Source organism: Ferrimicrobium sp., from assembly GCF_027319265.1.
Classification (GTDB): domain Bacteria; phylum Actinomycetota; class Acidimicrobiia; order Acidimicrobiales; family Acidimicrobiaceae; genus Ferrimicrobium.
Genome location: NZ_DAHVNP010000035.1, coordinates 1 through 19,477 on the forward strand (window position 1 = coordinate 1; position 19,477 = coordinate 19,477).

Genomic DNA, 19,477 nt, shown 5'->3' on the forward strand with positions numbered 1-19,477 from the left:
AGACCCCAGGAGCGGTATAGGTAGGCACGGTTGTACTCCTCTCATTGGCACACGGTTCTCATTGGCACACGGTTCTCATTGGCACACGGTTCTCATTGGACGGTTCTCAATCTCAGCGAGATCGCTCGGGGTGTCGTTCTAAGGGAATCGGTTAACCGGGGCCCATAGTTCTGATCGCCGTGCATTGGTGTCTCGTAGCTATTGCGTTGTGAAGCTGTTTTGCCTCGTAGTTGTTTTGTCTGGTAGCTGTTTTGTCTCGTAGTTGTTTTGTCTGGTAGTTGTTTTGTCTGGTAGCTGTTTTGCCTCGTTCAGTCTTAGTCCTGTTATCTTGATGCTGTTGTCTTGGTCTCACTGTTCTCCGGGGTACCGCCTGGGCGGTACCGGTCATCTGGTACCTCTACAAAGCGTTACCGTCTCCGGGTAAGGAGACGATACCCACTCTTTGTTCGGCGAGAACTTCGTCAAGAGCCCACTGCACTAAGTGGAAAGCGAGATCCCCCATGCAAGACCCATGCACAAACCCCCGGCCGCTACATGAGTGTAGCCGAGGAATGGGGAGGTGTCAAGTGTCTTAGATCAGGACTCCAGTCGTGCCCGGAAGGGTGATCTCAACAACTCCACCGTATGCACAGAGACAGGTCGATCCGGCGACAAGTGCCGGTTCCCCACCGATTGTGGTGGTGGTCATTGGCAACCAGGGAGCGAGGACGGGAACGCACGGCATCGGCGTAAGAACTCCAAGCTTTGCCGCCGTTGCCGCGGCAACCTCAGGATTCGACAAGGTGTTACACATGTCAAAGGTGGGGATATTCGCTGGTGTCATATTGGCTATCGTGGCAGCTGGTCTGCCCTGGATGACTACCTTTGTCGCCGGGGGGATCTGGAGAACCGCTGGTGCTAGACCAAAGCTGCACATGCAAAGAGCTTCGCTTACCACTGCTGGATTTCCCATTGTCCATCCTCCCCTACCAACTACTACGACTTCGCTCGAGGTTGCAACCAGCGAGCATCTTGCCATTAGAAAATGCAAACAGTGACTCCATCAGGGTCACTGCCCACAGTAGCACAACAAGCTTTCTACCCGACGAATGCGCAACCTCAACGGCTTCGACCGAGCATCAACATCGATTACTCCTCGACATGCGGGCGCTCGATCAGATCAAAGTAGGGGCCAAAGTCCGCTGCGACACAGAGTCGACCTAGCTTTTCAAGCTCTCGTTGTGTCGCTCGAATAACCTCTGCCATGGAGACCTCGGCATCACACTCGCTCGCCTCAAAGCATGCACCAATGCAGATGTTGCGAATTGCACCTCCAGCCAACCGGAACGACTGGGCCATAAAGCCGAGATCGAGATCTGATGCTCTAGGAACCGCCGGAGGAAGATAGTGCTCCCATATCAGCCTTCGTTCCCTGGGGCTTGGGACCGAAAAATCAACCACGACATCGATGCGACGAATAAATGCAGGATCCATGTTGGCGCGTAGGTTCGTTGCCAGAATGGCAAGGCCGTCGAAGGTCTCGATCCGCTGCAGGAGGTAAGCGACTTCGATATTTGCATATCGATCATGCGCATCCCCTCCCTCGGACCGTTTCCCAAAGAGTGCATCAGCTTCATCGAAGAAGAGGACTCCGTTCATCCCAGTTGCTTCGTGAAAAATCGCCTCGAGATTCTTTTCTGTCTCACCAACGTACTTGTCGACGACAGTCGCCAGATTGATGGTAAACAAGTCCAGACCGAGCTCGTTGGCTATCACCTCGGCCGACAAGGTCTTGCCAGTGCCTGACTCACCGAAGAAGAGCACCACCACCCCAGTGCCCCTACCGGAACTCGGCCGAATCCCCCACTTTTGCGCGAGAAGACCCCGGTGACGAACTCGTCGCGCGATCATATGGAGTCGATCCTCAATCGATCGACTCACGATCAGATCATCCCAAGTAGCGACGGGATGTATACGTTGGGCAAGACGTGCCAACCCAGTGCCGCCTTGGAGCCGCGCACCTGCGACCAGATCGCCTGGCTGTACTAAGCGATCCTTTGCTCTCGCAATGTCACTGGCGAAACGCCATGCATCTAACAGCTGCTCTGGCCCCAGGTTGAAGGGATCTAGTGCGTCGACAAACGCCGCCAACAAATCGGTCTCCGCAGGACGAGTGATGAAAGAACCCAGGAGGCGTTCGCGTCCTGAGCGGCCAAGTGGTGGCACTTCGCAGATGTGAGGCAAACGCCTTGACCAATGCGCATCCCACGGCGCCTGCCCGTACACAATGACTGGATGATCCGCATCGACCAGTCGACGCAGCGATCGAGATCCATCAGCAAGCAGACTCTCAATCGGTCCGACAAGAAGTCCAGCCCCCATCAAACGCGCGCCCAAGAGAAGCTGATCCATCTGTTCGTCTAGGTCTTCTCTGGCCGTGATTGTGTCGGTATCGACCACGAGAGTGCCGACTCCTACTCGATCAAACGCGGCTACCCCCAGCACTCGAGCAGTGGATCCAGGCGGGCTCAGGAGATACAGTGGACCAGCACCCCTGCACATGAGGTCGGTCAGCTCGGCTACCTCTTCATCCAGTACCGCAGGGAACAACGCCTTCAAATCTTGTTCCACCTCAAGTTCCGGTCGAAGATCCAGCCCAACGCCTCCAAGAAGGAAGTCCGCCACCTCGTCTTTGACTCTTACTTCGCGATGAAGAAAAGGGTCCTGTTGGGAACCAAGCTGAAGAAGTCCAGAGTTCAAAAGTACGCTCCCAGGCCGCAAATGTTGCCGTAATTCCCCATCACTATCCAAACTCCCGCAGAGCTCAAGCGCGACACCGACACTCACTCGACGGCGAGTGACATCGTCATTCAAGAATGCATAGAGGCGCTCAAACCTGCGGTCAAGGTCAGGCGCTGCTGCTACGACAAGCAAAAAAGCGTCAATCATGTCTAGTCCAAAGCGCTTCACCAACGAGTCAAGTGGGCTCAGACCTCGATATCGAGTCCTTGCAAGAACATCCAGCCTCTCACTACCGGGCAGAGTGGCCAACTCAGGTCCAATCCACTCAAGTTTGCCCGAACTCACATCCTCGAGCGCCCGATCGACATCCTCATCTGAGAGGTAGAGCCCACGAAGAGCATCGGTAAGATCGACACCACTATCGCGGCGAGCATCAAGAAGGGCACGAATCCGACGCTTAATGAGTGCAAGCTGGGCAACAAGATCAGCGCTTGGAGACATGAACAACTATCTCGTTGAAACTGGTCGGACAATAGTACGCTGGCGCCAAAATAGCCCCCCAACTGTTAGCCTCGCCGCCAACACGCTTGCGACGAAGCTAAGAGGGCGAATGCGTCGACACGTTCGCAGGAGACGAAGGAAAGGCAGCGTCTCTCTGCGCAGGCAAACCGAACTCGAAGCAGCACGCAATCGCGCGAACACAAATCTATCGCCAGCGGCAGCTGGGCACGCTACCGTCTCCGAGCGTGGACTGTCTTGCACTAGAGTTTGGAGTCCTGTGCCGACCGGTGCAATGGACCGGTGACCGATTCAAGCACACAAACCACCGTTCGATCCCCTGCCGCCCAGCTCCCAACTGAAGGCAAAAGGTAGGTGAAGAACAACTTAGACCGCTCGTACGGCACACCGACAAAACCCGTAAAGTGGTCAAGGCACTCACCATTGGCCTGCGCATCAAGCGATTGTGGATAGCTCGCCGATGGTCCACCTGGAACCTTTGCGAGACCAAAAACCTGTTGCGTATGGGGCTCGCTGCAGGGGATAACTGTGATAGAGGTCAAGTCCGCTTGAATTTTCTTAGGTGGCACAAGACAATCCCCTACCGTCAGTTTGAAGACCGAAACGGTCTTTGTGCGGCTCGACGAGATGAGTCCGCATCCAGATGCTACGCCGGCCAACAACACAACCATCAAAACCCTGATACAACAAGGCCCCACGCGCAGAGCGCTAGTCTGCTCTCTCTTTCTCATCCCCACGGCCCCGATTCTAGCTCGATACCGCAACTCGCCTCTAGCCCGACATAAGCGCACCCTCAAGGACTAGTGGGTTCTCATGTACCGGTGATTCGTCTCACAGAACCACACACCCACGCTCATAAGAGATCGCGAGCTAAATCGATAGAAAGGCCCATTCCAAACCCTGCCTGACAGGATCAATCGTGCTAAAATATCGCTTCGGATAGTGCTGAAGATATTGTGCCTGTGTGCAGCATCACTCCCAGTGGCTCGTGCTGCTTTTTCAGAGGGGTTAGTGGGTGAGCCGCCATCATCGTGGAGTAGTGTGCCAGCTCGGGGGGAGGGATAAGGATGGCGGTGAACGTCAATGCGACACTGACCGACGCGTTGCGACCTACCATGCCTGCCACACCGCATACGTGGACGACGGTATCTCCTAAGGACATCACCTATCTGTCTCCGAAGCCTTCCAAGGCACTATCACCGAACCGAGGCTCAGCAAAGCGGCAAGTCCAATCCACGTGCCATTCCTCAGTCAACAACGAACCATCCTCATCGAGCTACTCGCTCGATCGACAACCCACCGACATGGATATGGTGAGACAAAGAGTCGATATTGAACTGGGCGTTCATGGACCTTGGGCTAAGGAAGAGCAGCATTACCGGGCGAGAGGATGCAAGATGAAGGACCAGCTGCCCAGCGATGACAACAGCGTCGCTCTGCCTCTTGACGTCCGGCACCAATACCCCGACGACGCATGCGGGGTCTGCGACGTTGATCACGTCAGAGACTCATTCACGACAGCGGTGAAGACAAAGGGCAACCTCGCTGGGATTGCCATCGGCACAGGACTCCTGCAGTGCGAATCTCGACTCACCAGCGACTTTGTCGCTGGTGGACCGGGGTCAACCAACACCGATCGCCGCTTCTCCGGCGCAAGCAGAAGCGCGTCCGTGCATCACGTCATAGGCGAGCGGTCATCGAGTGTGAAGGATTGCAAGTTTTGGGGCCAAGGCGCCCTTCGCGGCCACGACGTGGCCAGAGCATCGCATCTCCGCGCTTATCGATTAGGAGCAGCCCCCACCCACCCCTGGACAGGTCCGACCGATTGCCAGGATGATGGAGCGCTCACTCCTCGCTCAGGCTGCTGCTTAAAGCCAGCAACCGCCCATTTTGCACTACGCAGGCGCTGGAGTGGTGCTGCAGTGTCATCTCACCTCCAGGGAGCCAGCTCATGATTCATCACATCGATGCGGCCGTTGAGTCGTTTGTAAGACAGGTAGTAGGTGTTCCAAACCATGTCGCTGATGTCGTATTCATGGCACCGAGCGCGATCACTGATTCCTCGATGGCGCGTCCCACTTTTGCGATTTACCTCTGGCAAATTGTTCCACACCACAGCCTGAGTCGCGGAGGGTTCGAAGATCACCTCGTTGGCCCTCGACCCGCGAGGAGACCACCCTCCCCGTTCCTCAAGTTTCGCTATTTCATCACGGTGAGCGCCGGGGAGGCTCGAGATGAACATGCGTTACTCGGGGAGATCTTAACCTCGGTGCTTGCACACGACAAGTTCCCCCAGGAGACCCTTCCAGAACCACTTAAGGGTCTTCGCATTGGCCTTGAACTAGCTGACGAGGGGGAGGAGTTCCCCGAGTCCTTGCTCGAGGCGAATAAGATCCGGTTGGGCCTCTCGATCACCATCGCGGTTCCCGCCGAGATTGGCCAGTGGATACAACGGGGAGCTCCGATCGAGTCTGTCGCTTTATCGGCCTCTTCCATCGCTTCACCGACTCCAGCACGAGCGAGCGGTACCGACGAACAGGCACTGCGGAGAAGACGCGACGGTTCTGCCATCGTCATGGAGGGAAGATCGGAGAGCAGCAAGGAGACTCCCACATGACGACAGAGTCGCGACTTCGCTGTCAGGTGGTCGAGTCGACCCAGGCTCTGATACCCGGGGAACCCGCATCGATTGTTCTCGAGGTGACGAACGCGAGTTCCGTCATCGACGCCATTCACATCAACGTGGAGGGACCACCGGAGGTCCATTGGAACGTTGAGCCTGAGCTGCTGGCGCTCTTCCCCGACGACAGTGGACGAGTGGTCATTCATCTCGATCCCCAGCCGGGACTCAACGCAGGTGATCTGGATATCAACGTGGTGGTCGTTGCCACCAGCGATCCCAGCACGCCCGAGACGTTACCCTTTCGCTTCACCGTCTCGCCCGTGGCAGGCATCACACTGAACAGTTCACCTGCCAAACTCACCAAACACGCCCGAGGTGTCTTCCAGCTCGATTGCACCAACGATGGCAACACGCCACTTGAGATCGACTTTGGCGCCCAAGAGTCCACTCATGCGCTGCGATTCACCTGCGAACCACCGACAGTGCATCTACAACCAGGCGAGCGAACTTCCGTCTCCGTCGAGGTACGGACAAAACGCAAGCTCCTTGGCAACGAGATCGCCTACCCGATCAATCTCATCGCAACCGCGCCAGAGACTCAGACAACCCAACAAGTGACCTTCACTCGCCGCCCACTCATCCCACGAGGAGCGCGCACACTGCTCATTCTCGGCGCGATCGTCGCAGCCTGGGCAATCATCGTTATTGTTGCCCTCACCCATGCGCTCGGTGCATCACCTTTGTCGAAGGTCGTTCCAGCATCCTTCTACGCAACCTCTCATTCCAACGGAACGACTCCTGCAGGAGCAGTCCCAAAGAGCGGCATCGCTATTGGTATCGGCGGAACACTCACTGGTTCGGTGGATGCCGCAAGCACAGGCAACGGTGTAGGAAGGGTGACCGTCCAGGCGTTCAACATCAACGGTTCCCATGTCTCCCTCGTGGCCTCAGCGGCAACGACCTCCACTGGAACGTGGTCAATCCCCGGCCTCGCGCCGGGGACCTATGCTCTTGATATCTCCGCTCCCGGGTACCAGACCACCTGGTATCCCAACGCCACCTCTATTGCCACTGCGAAGCTGATCCACGTTCAGTCCTTGTCGACTATCGGGAACCTGCACCTGGTGGCGCATGGACTCCCGGGCGCCATCAGTGGTACGGTCAACTCCGGGGAGGATCCTTCGCCTCCTATCACCGTCACCGTCCTACCGGAGACAGGCTCGAACGCCCCAAGTGGAGCCAAACCGCTTGAAACCACCACCGTCAACGCACAGGGTGACTACTCGCTGGCGAATCTACCGACCCCGGGGACCTATGACTTAAGCTTCAGCTCTGCTGGCTTCGGAGTCGGCCAGGCCGTTGACACCCTGACAGGAGGTCAACACTTCGTCGCCAATACCGTCGTCTTAACTGCGAGCCCTGGCACGATCACGGGCACGGTCACCGCCGCGGGTCAGCCCTTGGGTGGAGTCACGGTCACCGCAACCGGATCAGGGACAAAAGTCACCACCGCGACCCCAACGAGTGGACCGATCGGGGCTTATCTACTGGCGAACCTACCCACCCCGGGGACCTACGCCATCACCTTTTCGGCACCCGGATATGGTTCAACGAGTGTCGCTGAACAGCTCGGGCCTGGTCAGAGCCTCTCGAACATCAACGTGGCGCTTACAGGAGGTGCCGGCGATGTCTCCGGGACCGTTACCTCAAGCTCAGGAGGTCCTCTCGGCGGCGTGACGGTCACGGCCAACACTGAATCGAGTGCCGTCACCACCACCACGGCGACCACCGGGACGGAGGCGGGTTCGTATCTACTGGCGAACCTACCCACCCCGGGGACCTACGCCATCACCTTTTCGGCACCCGGATATCAATCACAGACTGTCGACGTTACCCTCAGCACAAATGCCACAGCTTCAGGCATCAATGCCACCTTGGCACCCTCCACGGGCACCGTCGAAGGACTTGTTGAGACCTCAAGCGATCAAGGGTTAGCCGGGGCGAGCATCACCCTCTCGAACGGCTCTACGACAATCACGACCGTAACCGCATCAACCCCGGCCGGGAGTTACGAGCTGCCAGAGGTTACGCCAGGCACCTACGCAGTCACCGCAACCCTCAACGGGTATCAATCCAATACCGTCGAGGTCCAGGCGGTCGCAGGCAAGACTATCACCGCACCCAACCTCGTGCTCACCTCCACAGGACAGGCGAGTTAGCATGCGCCTCTCGGTCAACCCCTCACGTCAGAACACCGAACCCGGCCAAGAGGCCACCTTCACGCTTGAAGTGACCAACACCAGCAGCGTCATCAGCGGCCACCAGATTCGCGTACTCGGCCTTGACCCCACCTGGGTCCAGATCGATGACCCCACGATCTCACTGTTCCCTGATACCAGCACATCAACCACTATCCACATCAATCTCCCCGTAACGCTTCCATCTGGGACTCGTCAGTTTGTCATTGAAGTCGAGTCGCTGACTCCGCCCACTGAGACCGATCAAGTACGCTGTGAGATCGTCATCCCCGAGCGCACCCAGATGCGTCTCTCTCTCGATCCGCCCACCACTACCGCCGGCAAGGAGGCACGCGTCGGCGTCCTCGTGGATAACCGTGGAACTGGAGAGGTGTCCACATCGCTCACCGGCAGCGATGAACCCGAACAGATCGCCTTCAGCTTTGAGCCCGCGAATCTTAGTCTTCAACCAGGTGAAAAACTCCTGGTCTCGGCGATACTCCGAGCTAAGCGCCCATGGCTCGGTAGTCCAAAGCTGCGGAGCTTCCAAATCGCTACGACCTCCTTAGGTGAAGGGGTCATTGCCCAGGGATCTTGGGTCCAGAACCCACGACTTAGCCGTGGCGTCCTCGCTCTCCTTGGACTCGTCGTTGCCGGCACCATCTTTGCAGCCGTCATCGCTGGTTCGCTCTCCCAGGTCGTTGATCGATCCAACGCCAACAGCACGCTGGCCCTTCAGGTCGCGCAAGCTGCCCAGACGAAAGCGGTTACCGGAACTGGTTCGATCGCCGGAACCGTCGATCTGGCGACTTCACACGCCCCCGTCAGCGGTGTCACTGTCGACCTCTATCAACCCTCAAACCTCACCTCTCCGGCAGCCTCAGTTGCGACAACCGCCCAGGGCACCTATCGCTTCTCGAACCTTGCGGCTGGTTCTTACGATCTCTCCTACACCGGCGCGGGTTTCAGCGAACTCTGGTACCCAGGGGTCTCTGCGAGCAACCATGCAAAACCGGTGCAACTACGTGATGGGCAACGACTCACGGGTGTCAATATCTCGATCGGCGCATTGCCCGTCTCAGTCTCTGGTAAAGTAACGGGGCTTCCTGCCACCGGAGCAACCCTTGCCTTGCAGCTTCCCACGAGCAATCCACTGACGTCGGTCTCGGCAAGTGCCACTGCACCCGCATCAGCGACACCTAATGGAGTCGTAGTCGCCACCACCACCCTTGGAGCCGACGGCACCTTCTCCTTCTCGAACGTCCCTTCGCCAGAGACCTACCAACTCGTTCTCACCAAACAGGGCGACGCGCCTGTTGTCCAGACGGTTACCTTGAGTTCGGGAGTGAGTCAGTCAGGGATTGACCTCGTCCTCACGCCAGGCAACGGGGTGATCTCTGGGCTCGTCGAGGGTGCTCAGGGCCCTATTGGAGGGGCTACCATCACCGCCACGGTCGGCACCACGACCATCTCAACGGTATCGCTCACCAACGCACCCCATGTCGGTTCGTTCACCGTCGACGGTCTCGCGACACCGTCGAATGTGAGCCTGAACATGAGCGCAAACGGATACGCCGCCCAAACGTTAAGTATTACCCTTGCGCCAAATCAACACGTCACCGGTATCGTCGTAAACCTAGCCCCAGGGATTGGCTCCATCAGCGGCGTGGTGACAACGCCAACCGGGACTGCCCAGGGAGGTGTCATCGTCACCGCCACATTCGGGTCCCATACACTCACGACCGTAACCGCCAGCACCGGCTCAATCGGCTCCTACACCCTCGGGAATCTGACGGTACCGGGCACCTACACCGTAACGTTTTCGCGTTCCGATCTGCTGAGTCAGACCGTGGTGGTCCAGCTCAACGCAACTACCCCAAACGCGATCACTACGGATGCCACCATGGTGGCAAATACCGCAACACTCTCAGGGGTCGTTAGCGAATCCAATGGCAGCGGCATTGGCAACGCAACGGTGGAACTCGTCTCCGGATCAGCGACGTACTCCGTCCAAACCGCAACTTCACCGACGGCCGGTGCGTACAGCATCGTGGGCATCCAACCCGGCACCTACACCCTAAACTTCACTCGGGTCGGCGGTCTACCCATCTCGTCGATCGTTACCTTGACCGCCGGAGAGAACCTCACCAAAAACCAACAGCTTTCGCCGGCAGCCGCCATCACCGCACAAGTCGTTGAGACCACATCAGGCCAAGCGGTTGCCGGTGCCCAGATCGATCTTTACCTCTCGTCTGAGTACGCCCCTGGAGCAACACCACTGGCCACCACAACCACCAATACCAATGGCAACTTCACCCTGTCGAACCTTCAGGCGCCTCAGTCCTATCTCATTACTGTGGCCTATCCACCAGGAAGTGCCCCGACTACCTCGTACAACGTCACAACGCAGGAGGGGGTGACGGTCTGTGCAACCAACGGCTCCACCACCACCTCAAGTTGTCAGATCTCAATTCAGGTGAACGGATGAACAACGCCACAGCACCATCATTTGAAGTCGTGATTCCCGATGTAGTGCTCACCCCCGGGGAACCCACATCAAGCGTGATGCATATCCGCAACCTCTCTGATCATCCGCTGAACCTCAGTTTCGCGCTTCTCGGCCTTGAGGCGGGTTGGTATCAGCTCCCCCAAGCCATCGACGAGCTCGCACCATTGGCAACCCTTGAGGTCACATGCGTCTTCACCCTGCCTCGCGGCTATCCTCCCGCATCGTTACCGGTCACCTTCGTCGCCACGGAGATCACCAACCCCTCGCTCCAGCATCGGGCTGCCTTTACCCTCGAGATCGGTGATGCTCGCTCGGTGGGGATACGGCTTGATCCTGACGAAATCGATGGTCGACATCGCGGTCATTTCCGTGTCATCATCCGCAACCGGGGACAGCGGCCCGAGCGCTACCGCCTGGTTGCAAAAGTGACCGACCAGTCAGTCAGGATCCATCTCGACAATCCCACCCCTGTTGTACCCCCAGGGCAAGAGACCATCATCAATGGCACTATCGCGACGAAGGCGAAACTCAGTGGGGCATCGAGGCGTTTCCCCTTCTCAATCAGTGCACAAGGTCCTTCTCAACCGGCGGAAGTCACTGGTGCCTTCGTGGCTCGCGCAGAACTCGGAACCAAAACAGCGAAGATCGCCGTCCTCTTAGCGGTGCTCCTCGTCTGGGGGGCCCTCGCCTCTATCGGCATCACCGCCTTTGACAGCAGCCTCCACAAAAGGGCTATTGCCGCTCAATCAGTATCGAATCCAACCGCCCAACCCACGAAGGCAAAAGTCACTCCCTCGTCGAGCACCTCGCCGTCGTCGCACCCCGCATCTACTTCGACAACCCCATCGACGGCTACATCGTCAGGAGTCACCCTGACCGGTACTGTGAGCGGTCTCTCACCTGGAGGAGTGACCGTCACCGCCACTCCCGTCTCAGACACGGCGCCAGCGACTGCAGCCAATCTCTCAGGGCAGCCCGCTAGCCAAGGAGTCGTCTACGGTAACTCCTCGAACACCATTACCACGAACACCCAGCTTGGCTCCCAGGTCTCAACGACCACCGCTCCAGATGGAGCCTTCGTGTTAGCGGGTCTGCGCGCGGGGGTTAGCTACCTGATCACCTTCTCCAAACCAGGATTTACGACCCATAAGATCCTGTTCTCTCCCACAAGTTCGAGTCGTCAGGTAACGCTCAATGTCCAGTTAGTTCCAGGAACCGGGTCGCTCGGTGGCACGGTCACCGGAGCCAATGGCCCACTTGGTAACGCCAAAGTGACGGTGACGAACGGGCTTTTAACCTTCACCACCCATACCTCCTCTGTGGGCAACGCGACCGGCACCTGGTCGATTACGCAAATTTCGACCCCCGGATCCTACCTGATCACCGCGAGTGCACCGAACTATGGCACCCAGGTCACTACCGTTACGCTGGGACCTTCGGCTTCTCAATCGAACATCACCCAGCACCTCGTCGCAAACGTCGGCTCTATCACTGGCGTCATCAGCTCCGCCACCACCAATGGCCCACTCGGTGGGGCCACCGTCACCGCCTCCAACGGGTCAACCGTCTATACGGCGACCACCTTTACGACCGGCGAGGTAGGAGGTTACATCCTTCCCAACCTTCCGATACCCGCCAACTGGACGTTGACCTTTGGCGATCAAGGGTACCAGACCCAGACCGAACGAGTGGCTCTCTCCGGAAACACCGCTGTCTCGACGGTACTCTCCCAATCTGGTGGCAACCTCGCCGGTACCATCACGCTCCCAGACAACTCTCCAAGTACCGCGACGACCACTATCGGCCTTGTCCTCAGTAACGGATCCGAGGTCTACAAAACGCTCTCCACCTCGCGCACCGCCGGGTCCTCCACCGTCTCGTACCAGTTCCCCCAAGTACTTCCCGGCACCTATACACTCACCGCTGAGGGCTTCGGATTTGAGACGACCTCCAAGGACGTCACGCTGACTCCTGGAGCCACCACCGATGCCAACCTCACCATGAGCTCCGCGCCTGCCAACGGTATCGACACTGCAACAATCACTGGATCGGTCACCGCCGCCGTTGGAGGGCCCCTCGCGGGCGTACCGATCGAACTCAACGGCACCCAGGCGACCACCACCAATGCCAACGGCGCCTACTCCATCAACAACGTTCCACCGGGTGTCGCAACGATCACCGCCGTCGGAACGAAGGTGACGACCCAAAGCTCGAATGGCTATACCACAACCTCCCAACAGGTGAACGTGCCCTCTGGTGGCACCGTTGTGGCCCCCACCATCGTCTTGGCCGAGTTATCCTCCATCTCTGGACAGCTCCTCGACGTCACTGACAATGAACCCATCAACCAGGCTCCGACTGCAGGGTGCACGGTGACCAGCGGCCAGGTGGACCTCACCCAGAATGGGAAAGTAATCTCCTCAGTGAGCGTATCCTCCGCCGACGACTACAGCTTTACCGGCGTTGCCCCTGGCAACTACGTGATCAAGGCAAGCGCGCAATGCTTCATACCCATCCAGATTGCCGTCAATGTCACCAACGGTCAAACTCTGACCCAACAGCTCCTGCTGAGTACCACCCCGACCTACACCATTACCGTTGAATCCTTAGCCGGCACATCGGGTACCACCACGACACCCCAACCCGTCGTTGGTGCCTGCGTGACGATCACCCCAAAGGGCTCGAGCACCATCCCATCGTCGGTGCAATTGACATCAAGTACGGGAGTAACCACGTTTGTGGACCTCTCGCTAGGGACCACGTATACGGTAACGATTGACCAGTATCAAGACGCGCCAACCAGCTGCGCCGACGCAACGGGTACCCCGATCGCAACCCAATCGACTTCGTTCACTGCAGAACCCAATGGAGAGAGCAACGACATCTTTCTCAACCCCCAATTTGCGACTCTTGAACTCTCCCGTCTCGCTTTCCCCTTCGTCGACTCAGCCGTTGGTGGCTCTGTTATCGACTGCGTCATCGGTGGGACATCAAACCCCACCGGGTGTCCGACCACCGTTGCCGCATCGGGAGTCACCGTGACGCTCACCGGGATCGACGGCTATAGCGCATCGTCGCTCGCCGGACAGGTGGAACAGACTACCATCCAAGCCAGCGCCTCCGGCGACAGTTGGACCTTCCCTGCGAGCACCTTGGACCAACTCATCTCGACCTCGGCGAGACTCAATATCAGCATCGCCGGGTTCGAACCTTTCTCCCAAACAATCACCCTTCCCACCTCCGGTGGAGGCGGTCAGGGCTCGCTCACCGAGTTGCTAACCCCCACTCCCGTCCAAGTGAGTCTGACTGCGCTAACTGGCCTCAGCGCTGTGGCCGTTCAGCCGAACTCCATTGCTCCAACAAACGAAGACACCCTGCGCACCACCACAACGATAGCGATCAACACAACCGTGAATGGCTACTCGTGGTCGGACCCAGCAACTGGTCATTCGAGCGGCTATGCCGAGCCAGGGATCTACGAGGTACAGGGAACTGGACCAGGGATCGCACTCGCGCCTGAGACCGTGACGGTTGGTCTTTGCAGCACAAGCACAACTGCATGCGCACAATCTATCAACCTCACGAACACAACCTTAACGATCACCCCGACAAACCTGCCGAGCGGGGGATCCCTCACCGCCGCTTTGGCCTGTCAGAATTCAGGGTCGCTTAACCAACTCGGTAGCTCCGTCAATTTTGTGAACGGCTCGGCGGAGTTCGTAGGGCTCACAAGTTCCAGCGCCCAGTCGGTCGTAACCTCAGACTGCACCTCAGGATCCTACGTCTACGAGATCTCACTCAACCAGGTGCTGACCTACATCACAGCGAACCAGGTATCGCCAACCTCAACGGCTAGCGGCGACGTTCGTAGTCCGACACTCACCTATGCCGTTGGCAAACTACTTGGAGAGTCCTACTCAGGTGGGCCGACAACTCCTGTGGCTGACACATCGATCTATCTCTGCCCAACAGGGACTTCTGACTGTTCGAGTTCGAGCAGCGTAGCCAGCGGTCTCACCGCCGCCAACGGATCCTTCCTCATCCCCTCAGTCGCGACCTATTCCTCCTCCGGCATCACCAACTCCCTTAACGACGCCTCCTCCTACGCCGTCGGCATCTCTGGCACCGCCTATACGCAACCAACCTACTCCCAGACCGTCACCCCAGACGGAAGCGCAACCACCATCACCGTCACCGCCAACCCGATCACCCAAGAGGTGCAAGTCGCCTACAATGGATCAGCCTCAACCTCCATTACCGTGGCACCCACCACCACGACGACTGGGGTGAGGGCTGCAACTCAGTCAGGGGCTGGCTCCTGTTCTAGCTCTGGATCTGGCACCAGTTGCACGGTTACCTTCACCTTCGAGTTGGCACCGACGCAGTGGACGTTTGAGATAACCGCCTCTGGCTATACGAACGCCACGCTCGGTCCCTACAGCTACGAGCCCGGGAGCCAGCCAGCTGAGGTTTCGACAAGTATCCAGGAGGTCGACACGACAGTATCTGGTACGGTCTACGTCTCGGCCAACGCAGCGAGCCCCTCAGCAACGCCGATCAGCGGCCTTGGCTTGACACTCTCCTCAACCTCAACAGGCAGCAATTTCACGTCAGAAACGGCTACGACTACATCTAACGGCACCTATACGTTCGCAACCCCTGTGCCAGCGGGGAATTATGAGATCACCGTCGCGTCGAGCTCTGGCTACATCGAACAGACGCCAGTGTCATTTGCCACCGACTACCCGAATCCGACGGTGGACAACTTCACCGTCTATGCTCCAGCGTCGTCACTCGATATCACCCTGGACTCACCATCGGGGGTGAGCAGCTCCGATCTTGCTGGCGCAACCGTCACCCTTGCAACACCGACAACAACTACGACACCTGCTAGCTGTAGTACTGGGGACCCGCTCCTGGCCCAGCCCCCCAGCCCCACCCAGACGACGACGGCCACTGCGACGACTTCAGGATCGGCGACCACCTACAGCGCCGACTTCGCGAGTGTTCCTCCCGACGTCTATACGATCAACGTCACCGGTCCCAATATCCCTCCCCAACCCTCTCCGCTGCCGACGGTGACCATCTGCCCCGGAGAGACCAGCCCAGCAACCACGACGGTCACCGTCGCCCAGGGTGGTGCGAGCGGTTCTGTCACGCTCTCTGCAAATCCGTCCTCTGCTGTCGTGGTGACGATCGCGGCAGCCCCACCGTCAAGCTCAGGCTTGGCAAGTGTTACGGCCACCTGCACCGTTGTAACAACCACAGACTCCTGCGATTACCAGCTCACCGGTCTCGCCTATAGCATGACCTACACCATCACCGCATCAGCGTCTACTTACACCAATACGACTGGCTCTACTACCAGCTACTCCTTCGAAGCTACGAGTACCACGCCGACACAAAGCGGCGACGACTTCAAGTTGACCGCCAGCTAGCTACGCGACGCCTGCTCCAGTTTCAACAGAACGAGGTTGAATCCCGAGACGCCGTCATCTCCAGACTCGCCTGTCGACTGGACGATCACCGACAAGATCAATGAGCAAGTAAGACGATGATGATCACCAGCAGTATGACCGATCCGGTGATCCCTACCACCAGCGGCCATAGCAGACGGGATTCAGGTTCAGGCTCGGGTTCGGGAATTGGCTCGGGTTCAGGCTCGGGTTCGGGAATTGGCTCGGGTTCTGGGATCGGGGTTGGCGGGCGCAGGTCCGCCCCACAGCGGATACAGATCATCCTTGAAAGCTTGTTCGGCTCCTGACAACGTGGACAACGAATATTGACAACTGCCTGCCGGCCACTCGTCCCTGGCAGTCTTCGCAGTCCAAAGGACTGACTCAAGTCCGTTCCCTCGGAGGATCGCGCTGCTTGGGTCCAAAACAGGGGATAATCGCAGTTACGACAGAAGGCCTCCGCGTCACGATTCACCTCCTCGAAGTAGCTCTCCGTACCACAACTCGGACAGGTCACTGCCACCCTCATCGATCCTCACCCCACGCCACCTGCATACCAATCTCCGCTAGAGTGCTCTCCCTGACCGGGACAGCTCGCAAACTTGCCAACCTCTTGCCAGTGACGGTCACGTGAAGATCTACAGGTCGCTCCCTCATCCACGATCTCCCGTTCTGATCAATGCTCACTCGATCTATGCTCACTCGATCAATGCTCATTTCTGTCTCCACCGATACCCATCCCGTTGGCACTTCACTGCTCGACTCCAACAACTGCTCAATTGATCGACACCGTCCCACCGACAACTGAGACACTCGACGAACCCTGGATCGCAACCGAGGATCCTTTGAGTGTCGCTGCGGCGTCCGATTGGACTGAGAGCGCTCCAGTTGCGGCGACCGTCACGGTGGCACCTTTTAGCTGTAGCTGACCGTCTGCCTCGATAGAGATGGAGGATCCCTTCACCGTGATCGCTCCACTCCCTGCGATGGCGATGCTTGAACTTCCTGCCACCACATCCACCGGGGTCCCGCTTGGTACTTGGAGGGCGAGCTTATCCTTGCCGAGATGAATCAGGTTATTACCCCCTGCAAGCACGAGCTCAATCGCCTGGTTCGCGGAGGTAGTGCCATCGAGAAACTTGAAATAGTGTCCCAGCCGTGACTGGATCTGTCGGGCCTGCACCTTACCGTCACTCACATCCGGGGTGGGAATCACCGACTTCGACCCGTAAAGCCCGCCAATCACGACCGGTAAACGGGTATCTCCACCCTCAAAGCCAACGAGCACCTCGTCGTTGACCTCGGGAACAAAGACTGAACCACGGTTGTCACCACCACCGATGCCTGCCAGGCGAGCCCAGTCACTTTCATCGTTGGAACTCAAGCCAGGGAAACGCACCTTTACCCTCCCTTGCTTGTTGGGATCGTTGATATTGGTCACCAGACCAACGATGAGACCAGGATGCGAAACAATCGATCCATGACGATCACCACCACCCTTGCCCGGACCGAGCACACTTCCTCTTCTGCGATCACCGCAGCGAAAGCGCATTAATGAACCTCGATGTGGGCGATAGCTGAACTCGAGAGCGGTCACTGGATAGTCGCCGCTGAGCGGTCCAGCATTGGCGACATCTACGACGTCCGCGAGTTGTAACGCGACGCTGCCATCAGCAACCCCCCAAGCCTCAACCGAGGAGGCGAGTTGGCGATCGAGGAGTGATTGACTCAACATCTTCGCCTCCGACTGGGTGCGTGCACCAATCGAGGAGGTTACCACTGTCGCCTTTCCAAAGGCTTCACTCGTTTTGGTTGCTATCTCCGACAACTTCGAGGAGGCTAACACCGCCTTGGTTGCCTCCGACGATTCACCCGTCACCGTCTGCTGTTGTTCACGATTCCAACCGTCTACCACAAAACTGTCCGCGTGGTAGCCCGTCGCGCGTGCTGAGAAGGAACGGAGGGTGCTCCCGAGTGATAACCGAACACTTTTGCCCTTGCCAGGCGTCGCGAAGTGGAGTGTCTTGCCCTCGACCCACCAATCACACCCGGTACGACTGGCGAGTTCATCGATGAGACCAAGGTTGGTGTCAACTTGCAGGAGGTAATCGATCTGTTCGGAGGCACCCGATACGTCAGGGGTCAAGTTTGCTATCTGCGCCAGATTTGCAACCACCTGCTCAACGGTGGAGTTGAGATAGGTACTAACTGCTGTCATTCGAGCCAGACGATGACTCAGATCATGGGCAACGACGATCAGCTCAGGCTGTTCTCCTTCCCGTTGTTCACACCCAACTTCAGTCACTTCCGCCTCAATAAGAGGGCTCGAGGCTCCGGGAATGGTTACCGTCAAATCGGTTCCAAGTGCCACCGAGCCTGCGTCAAGCAGGCTATAACCAGGGTCAAGCAAGCGTAACGCGACCCTCCCTGGCTGTGCTAGCTGCAGATCGCAACGAACTTCGATCAATGCGGCCTGCCAGGATGCAGTGAGTTCTGCACCATCAAGCGAGATCGTAGGGCTTAAGTCCACCGCCACTAGGCGCTCCCTGGAATAGCGAGCAGTGTGCCGGGCTTGACCGCCAGGGGGTCCTCGACACCGTTCGCCTGCGCGATCACCCGCCAGCTCGTTGCGTCGCCAAGATGCAATGCGGCGATGCGATCCAGAGTTTCGCCAGGTTGCACCCGATGGACACGGTGAGGTCGTGGTGTTCCCGACGTCGGGTTTTGGGGTCCAAAGGCCATGTCTTCCTGGTACTGAGCAAGCACCAATCCTGCCCGAGCCCGCAGCGGCGTTCCCGACGAGGAGAAGTACTCGAAGGTTAGGTCAACTGAAGCAACCACGGCCTTAAAGGAGTGGAAGTCGCCCCAGTGGAAGACGACCCACTGCGGCCTTGCGTTGTTAGAGCTCGTCTTCGTACCGGGCAGCTTTGTATCAACCTCTAAAAGTCCAACAAGCTTTGCGGTGTAGGTCGTCACGGCTGAACCGGTATCGGTAGTGTCAAAGAACAGCGTCAATCGCAGCATCCCCGTACCCGCCCCCGTGTAACGTAATGTAGGCGTAACTCCCCCAGGCATTGGATCACTCGCCCAACTGTTGCGCAGCTGCAGGGAAAGCTCTGCCGGGTTAAAGAGACACGGAATCCTCTCCTTCCCCTCAGTCTCCAAAAAGGCCTTCGAGTCAGATGGACTTGCCACGACGCAACCTCTCGTTCACACAGATCTAGGATGACTTACACCCGGTAAGTCATCCTCTCTTCCTTTCACACACGAACACCACCCCCGCATCGTCGATGTAGCCACGGGGGAGTAGGAATTCGTATTGGGTCTTCACTTCTTTCGTTCGAGCTTCTCATACTGGAGGGTGATGGTCTCGACGGCGACCTCATTGGCGGAGGCTTCGAGGCTGGCGAAC

The 19,477-nt window shown here is 58.0% G+C and carries 10 protein-coding genes; 4 read left to right on the plus strand and 6 right to left on the minus strand.

Features of this window, described 5'->3' with window-relative positions; genetic code table 11:
• Window positions 1-571: 571 nt before the first annotated feature.
• The 3 genes from M7439_RS06325 to M7439_RS06335 form a co-directional block, all read right to left on the minus strand.
• A complete protein-coding gene (locus tag M7439_RS06325) occupies window positions 572-952 on the minus strand; it encodes a DUF4280 domain-containing protein (protein WP_298347313.1) in 381 nt (126 codons plus the stop codon).
• A 176-nt stretch (window positions 953-1,128) separates the two neighbouring features.
• Window positions 1,129-3,222 carry an ATP-binding protein gene (locus M7439_RS06330; RefSeq protein ID WP_298347312.1) on the minus strand — a complete coding sequence of 698 codons (2,094 nt, stop codon included), beginning with the start codon at window positions 3,220-3,222 and terminating at the stop codon, window positions 1,129-1,131.
• A gap of 260 nt (window positions 3,223-3,482) precedes the next feature.
• On the minus strand, window positions 3,483-3,809 hold the full coding sequence (locus M7439_RS06335) for a septum formation family protein (RefSeq protein WP_298347311.1): 327 nt from the start codon (window positions 3,807-3,809) through the stop codon (window positions 3,483-3,485).
• A 1,382-nt stretch (window positions 3,810-5,191) separates the two neighbouring features.
• Here M7439_RS06335 and M7439_RS06340 point away from each other — a divergent pair.
• Genes M7439_RS06340 through M7439_RS06355 form a run of 4 tightly spaced genes read left to right on the plus strand, consistent with a single transcriptional unit; the run spans window position 5,192 to window position 16,047 of the window.
• Window positions 5,192-5,857 carry a Pvc16 family protein gene (locus M7439_RS06340; protein WP_298347310.1) on the plus strand — a complete coding sequence of 222 codons (666 nt, stop codon included), beginning with the start codon at window positions 5,192-5,194 and terminating at the stop codon, window positions 5,855-5,857.
• Complete coding sequence (locus M7439_RS06345) at window positions 5,854-8,082, plus strand: carboxypeptidase regulatory-like domain-containing protein (protein ID WP_298347309.1); 2,229 nt, start codon at window positions 5,854-5,856, stop codon at window positions 8,080-8,082. Before M7439_RS06340 ends, M7439_RS06345 begins: the two co-directional genes overlap by 4 nt.
• A gap of 1 nt (window position 8,083) precedes the next feature.
• On the plus strand, window positions 8,084-10,588 hold the full coding sequence (locus M7439_RS06350) for a carboxypeptidase-like regulatory domain-containing protein (RefSeq protein ID WP_298347308.1): 2,505 nt from the start codon (window positions 8,084-8,086) through the stop codon (window positions 10,586-10,588).
• Complete coding sequence (locus tag M7439_RS06355; RefSeq protein WP_298347307.1) at window positions 10,585-16,047, plus strand: carboxypeptidase regulatory-like domain-containing protein; 5,463 nt, start codon at window positions 10,585-10,587, stop codon at window positions 16,045-16,047. Before M7439_RS06350 ends, M7439_RS06355 begins: the two co-directional genes overlap by 4 nt.
• Before the next feature lie 97 nt (window positions 16,048-16,144).
• Here the strand turns inward: M7439_RS06355 and M7439_RS06360 are convergent, their stop codons facing one another.
• The 3 genes from M7439_RS06360 to M7439_RS06370 all read right to left on the minus strand — a co-directional run bounded on the left by M7439_RS06360 (window position 16,145) and on the right by M7439_RS06370 (window position 19,260).
• Window positions 16,145-16,594 carry a zinc ribbon domain-containing protein gene (locus M7439_RS06360; protein WP_298443239.1) on the minus strand — a complete coding sequence of 150 codons (450 nt, stop codon included), beginning with the start codon at window positions 16,592-16,594 and terminating at the stop codon, window positions 16,145-16,147.
• Between the two features lie 246 nt (window positions 16,595-16,840).
• Window positions 16,841-18,601 (minus strand): phage baseplate assembly protein V, encoded by a 1,761-nt coding sequence (locus tag M7439_RS06365; RefSeq protein ID WP_298347305.1) that lies wholly within the window; start codon window positions 18,599-18,601, stop codon window positions 16,841-16,843.
• The gene (locus tag M7439_RS06370; protein WP_298347304.1) at window positions 18,601-19,260 is read right to left on the minus strand and encodes a LysM peptidoglycan-binding domain-containing protein; all 660 of its coding nucleotides are present in this window, start codon (window positions 19,258-19,260) and stop codon (window positions 18,601-18,603) included. The genes M7439_RS06365 and M7439_RS06370 overlap by 1 nt, the downstream gene beginning before the upstream one ends.
• Between the last annotated feature and the right edge of the window lie 217 nt (window positions 19,261-19,477).

What these genes read in the sequence shown, in the direction of transcription:
- M7439_RS06360 (WP_298443239.1), bottom strand. Translation starts at nt 16,594, where the DNA reads ATGAGGGTGGCAGTGACCTGTCCGAGTTGTGGTACGGAGAGCTACTTC.
- M7439_RS06355 (WP_298347307.1), top strand. Translation starts at nt 10,585, where the DNA reads ATGAACAACGCCACAGCACCATCATTTGAAGTCGTGATTCCCGATGTA.
- M7439_RS06350 (WP_298347308.1), top strand. Translation starts at nt 8,084, where the DNA reads ATGCGCCTCTCGGTCAACCCCTCACGTCAGAACACCGAACCCGGCCAA.
- M7439_RS06325 (WP_298347313.1), bottom strand. Translation starts at nt 952, where the DNA reads ATGGGAAATCCAGCAGTGGTAAGCGAAGCTCTTTGCATGTGCAGCTTT.
- M7439_RS06330 (WP_298347312.1), bottom strand. Translation starts at nt 3,222, where the DNA reads ATGTCTCCAAGCGCTGATCTTGTTGCCCAGCTTGCACTCATTAAGCGT.
- M7439_RS06340 (WP_298347310.1), top strand. Translation starts at nt 5,192, where the DNA reads ATGATTCATCACATCGATGCGGCCGTTGAGTCGTTTGTAAGACAGGTA.
- M7439_RS06345 (WP_298347309.1), top strand. Translation starts at nt 5,854, where the DNA reads ATGACGACAGAGTCGCGACTTCGCTGTCAGGTGGTCGAGTCGACCCAG.